Genomic DNA, 12,770 nt, shown 5'->3' with positions numbered 1-12,770 from the left:
GGACTGTTCCCGTGAAAATACTCATCAATGGCCGACACGGTCAGGTTTCACATGAATTGCAACAGCGGCTGGGGGCTGTCGGCGAACTGATCGTATTGGGTCGCGATCAGCTCGACCTCGCGCAACCCGATCAGATTCGCCGTCAGGTGCAAAACGTCCGTCCCGATCTGATCATCAACGCAGCAGCCCATACAGCGGTTGATCTGGCAGAAAGCGAGCCGCAATCAGCCTTTGCCATTAACGCGGTAGCTCCCGGCATCCTTGCCGAAGAAGCGCTGGCTCTCGACATCCCATTGATACATTACTCCACGGACTATGTATTCGACGGGAGTAAAGTCGGACCTTACAACGAGGACGACACGCCAAATCCGCTCGGGGTGTACGGCAAGAGCAAACTGGCCGGCGAACAGGCCATCAGGGGCGTGCAAGGTAAGCATCTGATCCTGCGTACCAGTTGGGTCTATTCAACTCATGGCCGCAACTTTCTGCTGACGATGCAGCGCTTGCTCCAAGAGAAACCGGAGTTACGCGTAGTCGCCGATCAAATCGGCGCACCGACATGGGCCGGTACAATCGCCAACAGCACCCTCGCCATGATTGAACGCTGGCAGGCGAACGAAGTTGCCAACTGGGGTACTTATCACCTGAGCGCTCAAGGTGAAACCTCCTGGTTTGGCTTCGCCCAGGCTATCGGCGAAGCATTGCGACAACAGGGCAAGCCCTGCGCCGACCTGTTACCGATCCCGTCCAGCGACTACCCGACACCCGCAGCCCGGCCGCTCAACTCGCGCCTGGATTGCAGTCGCTTGCAGCGTGATTGGGGTGTCAGTCAACCAGACTGGCAAACCGCGTTGCGCGAGTGCCTCACTCAGCAAGCCTGAGCATCAACCGCTGCCCGCACCTGCATTTAAATACCAAACCTGCGTGTTGCAGCGGTGTTGGGGAGCGGGTATGCGGGCTTGCTCGCGAAAGCCGCATTTGCAACAACTGCGCCCCTGACTGACGCACAAATTTGTGCATCCAGTGGCGAACATCCCCGATACGACGCCTTTCAGCCCATTACGACGCACAATTGCGAAATGGCACGCCCACTGCACTGGCCTCCCCCGAGCTTTCCAAACCACTCAGGGAGCAAATCCATGAACACACAACTCAAACCCACGCTGGGCACCTTGCACCTGTGGGGCATTGCGGTCGGGCTGGTGATTTCCGGAGAGTACTTCGGCTGGAGCTATGGCTGGGGCGTGGCCGGGACTTTGGGCTTTCTGGTGACTTCGTTCATGGTCGCCACCATGTACACCTGCTTCATCTTCAGTTTCACCGAACTGACCACCGCCATTCCTCACGCTGGCGGTCCCTTTGCCTACAGTCGTCGCGCCTTTGGCGAGAAAGGCGGGTTGATCGCCGGGCTGGCGACACTGATCGAATTCGTCTTCGCCCCACCGGCGATTGCCCTGGCCATCGGCGCCTACCTCAATGTCCAGTTTCCAGCCCTGGACCCGAAACACGCGGCAGTCGGTGCCTACATCGTGTTCATGGGCCTCAACATCCTCGGCGTGAAACTGGCAGCGACCTTCGAGCTGGTGGTCTGCGTATTGGCCGTCGCCGAATTGCTGGTGTTCATGGGCGTGGTTGCCCCGGCATTCAGCTTCAGCAATTTCGCCCTCAATGGCTGGGCCGGTTCCGACGTATTCGGTGCTCCGGCGATTGCCGGGATGTTCGCAGCGATCCCCTTTGCCATCTGGTTCTTCCTCGCCATCGAAGGCGCAGCCATGGCCGCCGAAGAAGCCAAGGACCCGAAACGCACGATTCCCAAGGCTTACATCAGCGGTATTTTGACCCTGGTGCTGCTGGCGATGGGCGTGATGTTCTTCGCCGGTGGCGTCGGCGACTGGCGCACCCTGTCGAACATCAACGACCCGCTGCCACAGGCAATGAAAACCGTGGTCGGCGAAAGCTCGGGCTGGCTGCACATGCTGGTGTGGATCGGCCTGTTTGGTCTGGTGGCGAGTTTTCACGGGATAATCCTCGGCTACTCGCGGCAGTTCTTCGCCCTCGCCCGGGCCGGTTACCTGCCGGCGTCCCTGGCCAGATTGTCGCGTTTTCAAACCCCGCACCGGGCGATCATCGCCGGTGGCGTGATCGGCATTGCAGCCATCTACAGCGACGGTTTGATCAACCTCGGTGGCATGACGCTAACCGCCACAATGATCACCATGGCCGTGTTCGGCGCCATCGTGATGTACATCATGAGCATGCTCAGCCTGTTCAAACTGCGTAAAACCGAGCCGAACCTGGAACGCACCTTCCGCGCCCCCTGCTACCCGCTGGTGCCGTTCATTGCGCTGATGCTGGCGGTGGTGTGCCTGGTGGCGATGGCCTGGTTCAACACGTTGATCGGCCTGATCTTCCTGGGTTTCATGGCGGTAGGTTTCGTTTACTTCATGCTCACCGCGCAATTGCGTGCCGACGCACCGGCGGATGCGATGCTGACCGGACTTTGAAAGCGTTCGAGTGAACCTTGAACAACAGGCATAGAATGGGGGTGATAGCGATGGAGCTGCGATGAAACCCCATCACTCAAAGTGGTATCCACGATCGGTTGGCGAGCCCTCGCCGACCGCCGGCTTTTCAAGGAGAGTCCTATGCCCTGGTATGCCTGGTTGATTCTGGTCGTTGCCATCGGCTCGATCGTTGGTGGTCTGATGCTGCTGCGCGACACCGCCAACAAGGTCGAACTGACCGAAGAGCAACGTAAGCGCGTCGCCGAACGCAATGCGGAAATGGACGCCAAGGAAGCGCAGGACCGCTGACTGAAAACCCCGCCTTGAACGGCGGGGTTTGTTTTTGCGTGAAATCTCCTGAAATCATGCCGCTTAGTGCCCATATCGATGCATCTGCATGCTTTTAAGAAGTAGAAGTACAGTCACCATGCAATTTTCATTGGTTAATATGGCCGCATTGATGCGGAGATATCAGATGCGTTACTCGCAGGACCATAAAGCCCAGACCCACCAACGCATAATCAAGGAAGCTTCAGCGCGATTTCGACGCGACGGTATAGGCGCGACCGGGCTGCAACCCCTGATGAAAGCACTGGGCTTGACCCACGGTGGCTTTTACTCGCACTTCAAGTCCAAAGACGAACTGGTAGAGAAAGCCTTGCAAGAGGCTGGCGTACAAGTCGACGAGTTGTGCGCGCAAATCTTCGCCGAGGAACAGCCACTCGAAGCCTTCATCGACGCTTATCTGTCCGAATGGCATCAAACCTCACCCCAAGAAGGTTGCCCGCTGCTGACCATTTCTTCGGAACTGGGACTGCGTGGTCAACCGAGTCCGACCAGCGACGTCGTGCTCCAGGCGCGACTCGATCAGATCCAGCACACCCTTGACGGAGAGCGCACCGACGAACGCAGCATCGTCATCATGTCTACGCTGGTCGGCGCCTTGCTGTTATCGCGCAGCGTCGCCGACGCCGAGTTTGCCCAACGGATTCTCGACGTCGCACGCGAACACCTCAAGCACTCGCAGGATTAACCCTGCCAACGCTTGAACAGCACACTGGCATTGACCCCGCCAAATCCAAAGCCATTGGACAACGCGTACTCGATGGCCATTGGCCGCGCTTTGCCATGAACGATGTCGACACCTTCAGTGGCAGGGTCCGGGTTCTCGAAATTGAGGGTCGCCGGCACGATCTGGTCACGGATCGCCAGCAGCGTAAAGATCGCTTCGAGTCCACCCGCGGCACCGAGCAAATGCCCGGTCGCCGACTTGGTCGATGTCACAGCGATGCCATTTTGTGCACCGAACAACGCCTTGATCGCCGCCAGTTCACCCAGATCCCCCACTGGAGTCGAGGTTGCATGAGCATTCAGATGCTGAACCTGAGCCGGTGAAACACCGGCCTGTGCCAATGCCAACGACATTGCTCGACGCGCACCGCTGCCGTCCTCGGGGCCGGCGGTCAGGTGATAGGCATCGGCGCTGGTGCCGTAGCCGACCAGCTCCGCCAGAGGGTGGGCACCCCGCGCCAGCGCATGCTCCAGAGACTCGATGACCAGCAACCCGGCCCCTTCTCCCATGACAAATCCATCGCGACCACTGTCGAAAGGTCGCGAAGCGCGCTCAGGCGTTTCGTTGTAAGCGCTGGACAAGGCACGAGCAGCCGCAAACCCGGCAAGGCTGACCCGATCGATCGCCGCTTCCGCACCGCCGCACACCGCGATATCCGCCTCACCCGCACGAATCAGCCGCGCCGCGTCGCCAATCGCCTGAACCCCGGCGGCGCATGCCGTGACCGGCGCGCCTAGTGGCCCCTTGAAGCCATGCTGGATCGACACATGACCTGCCGCAAGGTTGACCAGAAATGAAGGGATGGTGAATGGCGACAAACGTCTCGGACCACGGCTATCGGTGGTGCGCACCGCCTCGGCAATCGCGCCGAAACCACCTACACCTGAACCGATGATGGTGGCCGTGCGCTCCTGGGCATTGGCGTCCAATGCTTGCCAGTCGGCTTGCTCCAGTGCCTGACGCGCCGCTTCCATGGCGAACAGGATGAAGCGGTCCATCTTCTTTTGTTCCTTGGGTGGGGTTGCCCGGTCCGGATCGAACCCCGCCTCCGGATCGTCAGCCAGCGCAGGCACTGCACCGCCAACCTTGGCCGGCAGATCGGCAACCACCTCTTGCGGTAAATTACGCAGCCCGGAGCGCCCGGCCAACAGCCGCGCCCAGACTGCTTCGACACCGCTCCCCAGCGGCGACACCAGGCCCATGCCCGTTACAACCACACGACGATCACTCATACCGCAATACCTCAGTCGATTAGGGGCGTTTCATTTGTAACGCGCAGCGGCTTTGCTTTTGGAAAGATTGGGCGCCATCACATGGCGTGCCGCAACAAAGGCATCCCAGTCGGCGGCATCCGGCAGCGAAGGAATGGTGACCAACTCGCCCTGATCCAGACCCGACAGTGCCGCGTCGACCATCTCGCCAGCTTCCATGACCATCTCGGCCGGAATCTGCGAAGCATCGATACCGGAGCGTTCCCAGATTTCGGTGCGCGTCACCCCAGGCAATACGGCCTGGACCTTGACCCCGGTGCCATCGAGTTCGGCATTCAACGACTGGGTCAGGCTCAATACATAGGCCTTGCTGGCGCTGTAGGTGGCGTTGAAGCGTTCGGGAAACAGCGCTACCACTGAAGCAATGTTGATGATGGTACCCCGGCGCGCCTTGGCAAAACTGGCCGCCGCGGCCGATGCCAATCGCGTCACCGTTGTAACATTCAACTGAATCATTCGCTCCAGTTGATCGGTATCGGCGTTGGCCAACAAGCCATCCGCGGCCACGCCAGCATTGTTCAGCAAAAGGCTGATGCTCGAATCGCTGCGCAGACGCTGTTCAAGTTTCAGCACGTCGTCCTTCTGCGTCAGATCTGCCTTGAGCACCTCCACCTGAACCCCATGAGCATTGCGCAACGCGCTTGCCGCGGCTTCAAGCCGCTCTTGGTCACGAGCAACCAGCAACAAATCAAAACCTCGCGCTGCTAACCGTTGCGCGTAAATCGCACCGATACCGGAAGAAGCACCAGTGACGAGGGCGGTGCCTTGGGACTGAATGGACGTCATGACTTTGCTCCTGGGAGATACCAGAGGGATAGATAAGCGCCTGAGCCTCAGCGCGCCTGGACGAGCGGAGCATTTATTATACGCATAATTTAATCAGTATATGATAGTCGTAATTTTTTCATCGCCGACGGAAGGCAAAACTTCGCAGCCGTCGCCAAAATGAAAAAAGGCCGGTCAATGACCGGCCTCCAAGGCTGATCTATAAGCTTAGTTCAACCGAGACTTCTCGCGATTCTTATCTGGAAGGGCCTTGCCGATACCCTTCACTTCGAACAACTCGTCGAAGGACACAAACAGACCATTACTTTCGCGATACGCAACAATCGCCAGAACCTTGGTCTCCCCCAACACCGCTTAACTCACGCTACAAAGTCGGCACATCGGCCTTGCCAAGATCCACTGTGCCAGATTGCGCATTCGCTGAAGCCTGCATCGCCACCGGAGCCTTGGTAGCCTGCGGCTTCGCTGCAGGCGCTGCATTCGCAGCAATAGGGGTGCTGGTGAGTAGGGCAAAAACCTGTGAGTAGAAATAGCCCGTACACATAAATGGCGCTTCATGACATCGGTTGAGGAAGCAGCTTTTCCGAAACGGCTTCCTCAAACCGGGCGACGTAGGAGGATGTCAAAAATGTGTCTGTTGCGGGATGTGAGACAATCAAACGTCGAGATAAATGAGTTTGGCCAGATAACTTTCTTCAATGTAAACGCAGGAACTGGCAGTACGATTCCAGCAGCAGTGTGATGAACGAAGAATGTCCCAAAAAACTATATTTAAATCGCGAATCTTTCCGAATAATTTATCTAGCCATATCGAAAATTAAATAAAAACAGAAAGATTAACTATAAGAGTTGCGTGTAGCGTCTTGAGAAGATGCACCATCAATAGGTCAATGGCACGATTGAAACCAGATAGCGCTCCGTGAAGAGGCAGTGGATGGAACTGATTACTCCCCCCTTTTGCGTTGCTAAAATAGCCTGTGGATTGCCGAGTCACCAACCGCTGCATTTTCCAGGCGAGCAAGTTTGGTCAGCCACGGCAGAAATCACAGCCTCCGCCGATCGGTTAGAACTGGAGGACCATGGCTGTAGACAGGGCATTGAAAAACCGTGAAAATCGGCAGCTGCCTTATGACCTGCTGCGAAATCTCAATAAATGACTGCGAAGAAAAATATCAGCGCTCTATCCTCTCCAGTGGCTGCGAGTGCTGCAGCTATCGTCGGTCGATTTCTCCTGCTTGGTACGGGGGCCCTGACTGGAATTCTACTGCCACTCACTATGAAGCAAGAGACCGTGGGCTTGTTTTTTTTGTGCCAGTCCATAATAGCAGCGCTTGCCACTTTGGGTCAGTTAGGTTTAAGCATTACAGCTCCAGCTATTATCTCCAGAGCCATGGGTGACAAAGACACTGCCAGGATAAAGCAAACTTTACGGCGCACTTTAATCATTGGATGCTCAGCGGCAAGTCTGTTCGCGTTGACTTTTTGGATAACACTAACGGTACTGGAAAACCTGTTGCACTCAGAGTTGGCAGGCGCGCTGCAGAAATTAGCACCACTTATCTCAATCAGCATGATGTTAGCTGCCACGGTAACTTTACTATCCGAGCAACACCGGGTTTTAGGACACTTTGTTCAGGCGAGCTTCCTGATGGTTGGTGCTAGTGTCGCCAGTGCTGCTGCCGTCATTATTGCCTGGCAGTCAAAAACAACACTTCCATTGGATACCCTTCTCTTCTCGGGAGTTCTTGGTGTTTTATGTACCGCATTACTGGGTGGATATTCCCTGTGGCGCTGGCATAATACCCATGATGGGGAAACCAAAGAAGCTGTAGGTTATTCCGAAATACTGTGGCAAACCATACCTAACCTTACCACTACAAGCGTGCTATTTATCGTAGCTCAAGCAGACTTGTGGATCATTGTTTTCTTTGGCAGCACCGCTGATGTGGCAATCTATGGCCTGGCATCACGGCTTGCTATCTTGGTGATAATTCCCTTGGCAGTAATCAATACAGTCATCGCACCATCAATTGGGCGTCTGTGGGTTCGACGAAAAAAACGTTACTTGCAAAAAGTGATGGGTATCGGTGCGGGTGCAGCAACGGGAATGGCAATCACGGGCTATCTATTATTTGCCATTTTAGGTCAACTCATTATTGCGCTAGCTTGGCCAGAAGAGTATTCAGAAGCTTACTTCATATTTATCATTCTCGGTTTCGCTCAAGTTATTCAGACCTTTGCTGGAACCGCCGGCATGGTCTTGGTCATGTTGCAAAAACAACATATCACCATGCGAATCTCTATTGTCAGCGGTGTATTGATGATCGCCGGAGGAAGTGTGGCGTTCATATATTTCGGCATAATTGGATTAGCGATCGTTTATAGCTCGGGCAGTATTATTCAGTCAGCCTTGATGATTCATTATGTAAATCGAATATTCAACTTGAAAACAACTGCCAACTTTAAATCAACAATCAAATTCAGCCTATCCTATTTTCACTAAGAGAATCCACATGGACGATAAAACGACAACACTACCGAAAGTCACTATTGTCATCCCCACGTACAATACTGCTCGATATTTGCTGGATGCAATTGATAGCGTCAAAAAACAAACTTATCAAAATATCGAACTGATTGTGGTTGATGATGGATCAACAGATGACACTCCGAATTTGCTGATGAATCATCCTATGCAGTTCTCGCATTTCAGACAAGAAAATGCAGGGCAAAGCGCTGCCATGAATTTTGGATGGAAACAAAGCTCTGGTGATTTGTTGGGCTATCTAAGTGCTGACGACAGATTACATCCTAATGCAATCGAGACGATAGTCTCGCGAATGGCGTTGTCACCTGAAGCAGTATTGGCATACCCGGATTTTTGCGTGATCGACGAAGACTCAAACTATGTCAGGACCATTACAGCCCCCGAATACTCTGAAAACCTGCTCATTGCCAATTTCCAATGTTTGCCTGGTCCGGGCGCGCTATTCAAACGGACAACATGGGCGCTAGTGGGTGACTGGAATACTGGGTTAAGAAATATTCCGGACATGGACTTTTTTCTACGTTTTTGTCAACACGGCCCATTCATCCGTGTCCCGGAGGCGCTAGCAGATTTCCGCATTCACTCTGGGTCGACTACCTATAATCCCTCCAGTGCTCAACGTTCAGATGAGCCAGTTACCGTTATTAAAGATTTTTATAATACGAATGGTTTACCCAAAAGGTTTCTTCGCTGGAAAAAAAGGGCGATGGCAAACGCCTATCTGCTGTCAGGATTCATGCATGGTTTCTCCGGACGTTACCTCATCAGTTTAAAGCAGATGTTTCGGGCCGCAACACTAAGCCCATCGTCAATACTTTCACGCAAGATGATCAGCTACGTAATCGGTATTTATAAATCCGCATCGGTAAAGAAATGAACGGAATCTCAGAAGGCTATTTAGATAATAAAGCGACAACAAAATGGATTGTCGCCACAGTGACTTTACTTAGCATATGGGCAGGTTTCTATTACCCAGGCATGATCGCTTTATTTGCAACCTATTGCACGCTGAGCATTGCCATAATATACGCCACGATTACAAACCGACCAAAAAGCTACTTCATATTTTTTCTATTTTCTTTTTTGACTTTAGGTTGCTGGGCAAAAATAACTTTACATTTGCTCATTGGAAACAATTTCATTGAGCCTATAGGAAGCTTTGATGAATCGCCAACAGCATGGGACAATGCTATTGCAGTATTGATCACAGCATTTAGCGCGTTGCTTATGTGTTACTTCATTGTTGTGGCCGGCTTGAAAAAAAGAAAAGAACTAGAAACCAATATAAACACAAAATCCTTATCAATACTCTTGGCCATGGCAATCATCTTCGCAATTGCCTCTCTAATTTTCAACTATCACCATTCAATCATCAAAGTTGGATACGAACCAACTTTAAAGCTGCATAGTTATATTTACGCAGTCTTTTCCTTCATGGTCGCCTGGGGCAACGCTATTGCTATTTTTACTTTGGCTTATTGGTTGGTAAAAAGCGAAAAACTAACCCCAAACATGCTTTTTTATATCATCATTATTGAGGGTGCGCTGACATCAATTTCGATGGGCAGTCGTGCACAAATGATCCTTCATGTTTCGGTCCCTTTTATTGCTTACCTGATACAAGGGAGAAAATTAGAGTGGAACATATCAAAAATTAGCTGGATAAAGATTTTTTCGACGACCGCTTTATTGTTTGCATTTTCGATAATTTCCGTATCAGTTGACCGCCTTTCTTCATTTGCAAAGGCAGTACCTTATACAGAAAAAACCATCGAGGCAGAAAATCTGGAAAAATCCGGGAATAGCTCCACGTCCGCGACAGGGAATCTGGAATTATCCGGGAGTAATTCCACGTCCTTGGAATTATCCGAAAAAGCTTTAACACACGACGTCACCCCAGAACCGTACGTCGCACCGCATCCACTTTCACTCGAACTGAAGGTCAAACTAATCGCAATCGAAATGAGCAAGCTAATCGTAGACCGTTGGATTGGCGCTGAAGGAGTTTTAGCAGTAACAAGCGTACATCGCCTGGATTTAGATCTTTTTATGAGAGGTTTAAAAGAAGATCCAGCACAAGGCACACAAGCAATATACCAGCGAATATCTAATGCAAAGTATGAAAGATTAGAAAACTTTACATTCATGACAATCCCTGGTCCTATAGCAGTACTGTATTACAGCGGAAATTATCTCACGCTCTTTGCTGGCATGGCTCTATTATTCTTCTTGGGTTATACCATCGAACTTTCCGCCAAACGATTACTAAATAACATAATGACAAGTGCTACCATTGGCGTTGCAATGGCATACTTAATAGTGCAAATTAATTTCCCCAGGGCATTTCTATTTTTCGTGATTGAGATAACCGCCTTTCTTATGGGATTAATCGTGCTGAGATGGATGCTAAATAAACAAAAGCAACCATCAACTCCTCACATTAATAGCCATTCTAATTATCCTGAGTAAAACCCTCAAAATAATCGACCATATTAGTTACAATCACATGCCAACTATAATGGTCGATTACAAACGACTTAAGTCGCTGCCCTTTAAGCGTCAAATCGTCGATCTCTGATAACATGACCTGAAGCCCTCTACTGATACCTGCGGCTGTCGGCTCGACTACGCTTCCCCCGTTGATCGCCTGTACTTCGTCAAAGCCACATGTACTTGTCAGTAACACCGGCAAACCTGTAATTCCAGCTTCCAGAGCAACAAGTGACATAGCTTCCGATCTAGAGGGAATGACAAGCATCAATGCATGTTGATAAGCTTCATTTCTCTGGGCCTCATTGAGAAATCCAATAAAATGAATCTGATGAGCTATTTCATGACCAATCAAAGAGGCTTCAAGCTCGGCTTGCATTCCAAAGTCTGGCCCGGCAAGCACTAAAGGATAATGGTGAGCTGCCTTTGTAGAGAGATAGGCTTTAATAAGCAAGTCAGGGCCTTTGACAGGGGCAAGCCTACCCATAAATAAAATATAAGGCTCTTCGGGCAGATACTGCAGTGTACGCATTGGAGTTAACGCGGGCTCCGACACCCCATTCGGAAACACCGGGATACGATCCTGCAAAAAGCCTGTAACTTCTGCAATTAGTATTCGCTCTAACTGAGTAATTGCAATAAACCCCGACGCCCTTTTTATAAGTGATTTACCAAGCAACAAATGAAACAGCTTCTTAACTGGACTAGGCTTTCCGATGGAAGAAAATTCACCCGCGGGGCAAAGTACATAAGGAGTCCGCGCGATCCAGGCGAAGAAGCCTGTAATAAAGCTCAACAAATTCCAATAGCCCATGATATGGATAATGTCAGCAGACTTCACCGCTTTCCACAGACGCATAAAATTGACCAATGGGATTGGAAGGCGTTGACCAATTTTTCCAGTAATGTAGGTTTTAACACCTCGACTATTAAATTCTGATTGCCAGGAATCACCGGACATCGCGATGACTTCACAACGACAGCCTTTATCCGCAAGGGTATTGGCTAAATGTCTCGTACGCTCAGCTGTTCCCCCTCCACGTTGTGCATCAAGAGAAATATTAACCAATAAAATATTCATACCGTTGCCCTCAAGTGACTCAAGTAACCTTTTAGGCGATTGGTGAATAGTGCAGAATCAGACAATCCAAGTTGCAACAATCGATCTTCATGGAAGCGGCGCATTGGATCGGTATTACTAATCCTCCTGGCATTTAATACCAAACGCAGTACTCGCGAGGGAAGGTAAGGTATATGCAATACTGCCGTACGGTTAAATACTTCCAACAAACAATCCTGAAGATAAGCGAAATTATTATCAGCGTCAGCGTCTTCAGTCACTACAATAATTTCCCCCTGAATTATTGGTGCCGCCGTTGTAACAAATAATAAAACCTCGACTACTTTTTCAACGCTGACCAAATGCATTCGCCGCGCACCGTACAATGAACGGCGCAATGCGAGTTTCCAGCCAGGGGCACTCGAAACTTCCCTTACGAATGAAACAACATTTAATCCACCGACACCAAATACCGCGCCAAGGCGCAAAATCAAGGCTTCGAAATGCTCGGCATTGACAGCGCTCACAAACTTCTCAGCAGCGGCATGCTCACGCTCATAAGGCGTGATAGGCACGATCTCTGAAGCCGAAGTACAAATGCTGTCTTGGCTTGCTCCAAAAACGTCAATACTTGAAACATGGATATAACGTTTAACACGTGCATTGCCGCAAGCGCGCAAAATATTCTTGATCGCTGACAAGAACCATCCGGTGCCGTCTGGCCGCAGCAAATTCAAAACGATGCTGCCGCAATTCAAAATTTCCTCTAACGACGCGCTATCATCCAAGTCAAAATGTCGAACCTGTATAGGCGATTCTGTTAACCAATGTGGCTCGTTTCGATGGACCGCGAAAATAATTTCGAACTCTTTGCTGCAATCAACTAAAGAATTGAGTAAATGCTGACCAACAAAGCCAGTTCCACCTATCACAACGATACGCTGTTCAATGGTAGCGTGAACTTCGCATTCAGTATCACTTGTCTCAAGATTCAAGATGACTCACTCCTTAAATGCACACACAATTCAAGCCCTAGTAT

At 51.1% G+C, this 12,770-nt stretch carries 11 protein-coding genes and 1 pseudogene; 7 read left to right on the top strand and 5 right to left on the bottom strand.

The window, feature by feature from the left end; translation table 11 throughout:
* Positions 1–11 precede the first annotated feature (11 nt).
* From rfbD to AC1DVE_RS04220, 4 genes are all read left to right on the top strand, one after another.
* Entirely contained in the window at positions 12–881 is an 870-nt protein-coding gene (gene rfbD, locus AC1DVE_RS04235) for a dTDP-4-dehydrorhamnose reductase (protein WP_223456255.1), read from the top strand.
* Between the two features lie 258 nt (positions 882–1,139).
* On the top strand, positions 1,140–2,504 hold the full coding sequence (eat, locus tag AC1DVE_RS04230) for an ethanolamine permease (RefSeq protein WP_223456254.1): 1,365 nt from the start codon (positions 1,140–1,142) through the stop codon (positions 2,502–2,504).
* A 141-nt stretch (positions 2,505–2,645) separates the two neighbouring features.
* The gene (locus AC1DVE_RS04225; protein ID WP_007985427.1) at positions 2,646–2,813 is read left to right on the top strand and encodes a DUF2897 family protein; all 168 of its coding nucleotides are present in this window, start codon (positions 2,646–2,648) and stop codon (positions 2,811–2,813) included.
* A gap of 166 nt (positions 2,814–2,979) precedes the next feature.
* On the top strand, positions 2,980–3,537 hold the full coding sequence (locus AC1DVE_RS04220; protein WP_223533677.1) for a TetR/AcrR family transcriptional regulator: 558 nt from the start codon (positions 2,980–2,982) through the stop codon (positions 3,535–3,537).
* On the opposite strand, the gene fabF is transcribed toward AC1DVE_RS04220, so the two are convergent.
* The 3 genes and pseudogenes from fabF to AC1DVE_RS04205 all read right to left on the bottom strand — a co-directional run bounded on the left by fabF (position 3,534) and on the right by AC1DVE_RS04205 (position 6,177).
* Entirely contained in the window at positions 3,534–4,808 is a 1,275-nt protein-coding gene (fabF, locus tag AC1DVE_RS04215) for a beta-ketoacyl-ACP synthase II (protein ID WP_223456252.1), read from the bottom strand. The genes AC1DVE_RS04220 and fabF overlap by 4 nt on opposite strands.
* Positions 4,809–4,838: 30 nt before the next feature.
* The gene (locus AC1DVE_RS04210) at positions 4,839–5,633 is read right to left on the bottom strand and encodes an SDR family NAD(P)-dependent oxidoreductase (protein ID WP_223456251.1); all 795 of its coding nucleotides are present in this window, start codon (positions 5,631–5,633) and stop codon (positions 4,839–4,841) included.
* A 207-nt stretch (positions 5,634–5,840) separates the two neighbouring features.
* Positions 5,841–6,177, bottom strand: a pseudogene (locus AC1DVE_RS04205) (ComEA family DNA-binding protein).
* Between the two features lie 609 nt (positions 6,178–6,786).
* On the opposite strand from AC1DVE_RS04205, the gene AC1DVE_RS04200 reads away from it, so the two are divergent.
* From AC1DVE_RS04200 to AC1DVE_RS04190, 3 genes are read left to right on the top strand one after another with little or no spacing between them, the layout of a single operon-like run.
* Positions 6,787–8,136: a lipopolysaccharide biosynthesis protein gene (locus AC1DVE_RS04200; RefSeq protein WP_223456250.1), complete on the top strand. Its 1,350-nt coding sequence runs from the start codon at positions 6,787–6,789 to the stop codon at positions 8,134–8,136.
* A gap of 10 nt (positions 8,137–8,146) precedes the next feature.
* Positions 8,147–9,058, top strand: a complete 912-nt coding sequence (locus AC1DVE_RS04195; RefSeq protein WP_223456249.1) for a glycosyltransferase — start codon at positions 8,147–8,149, stop codon at positions 9,056–9,058.
* A complete protein-coding gene (locus AC1DVE_RS04190; RefSeq protein WP_477783781.1) occupies positions 9,055–10,650 on the top strand; it encodes a hypothetical protein in 1,596 nt (531 codons plus the stop codon). Before AC1DVE_RS04195 ends, AC1DVE_RS04190 begins: the two co-directional genes overlap by 4 nt.
* On the opposite strand, the gene AC1DVE_RS04185 is transcribed toward AC1DVE_RS04190, so the two are convergent.
* Positions 10,634–11,752, bottom strand: a complete 1,119-nt coding sequence (locus tag AC1DVE_RS04185; RefSeq protein ID WP_223456247.1) for a glycosyltransferase — start codon at positions 11,750–11,752, stop codon at positions 10,634–10,636. The genes AC1DVE_RS04190 and AC1DVE_RS04185 overlap by 17 nt on opposite strands.
* Positions 11,749–12,726 (bottom strand): NAD-dependent epimerase/dehydratase family protein, encoded by a 978-nt coding sequence (locus AC1DVE_RS04180; RefSeq protein WP_477783780.1) that lies wholly within the window; start codon positions 12,724–12,726, stop codon positions 11,749–11,751. The genes AC1DVE_RS04185 and AC1DVE_RS04180 overlap by 4 nt, the downstream gene beginning before the upstream one ends.
* Positions 12,727–12,770: the final 44 nt, after the last annotated feature.

It is taken from the genome of Pseudomonas sp. P4_B4 (genome assembly GCF_056402255.1).
The sequence above is the reverse complement of the archived record's forward strand: the minus strand, read 5'-3'. Positions and strand labels throughout refer to the sequence as shown.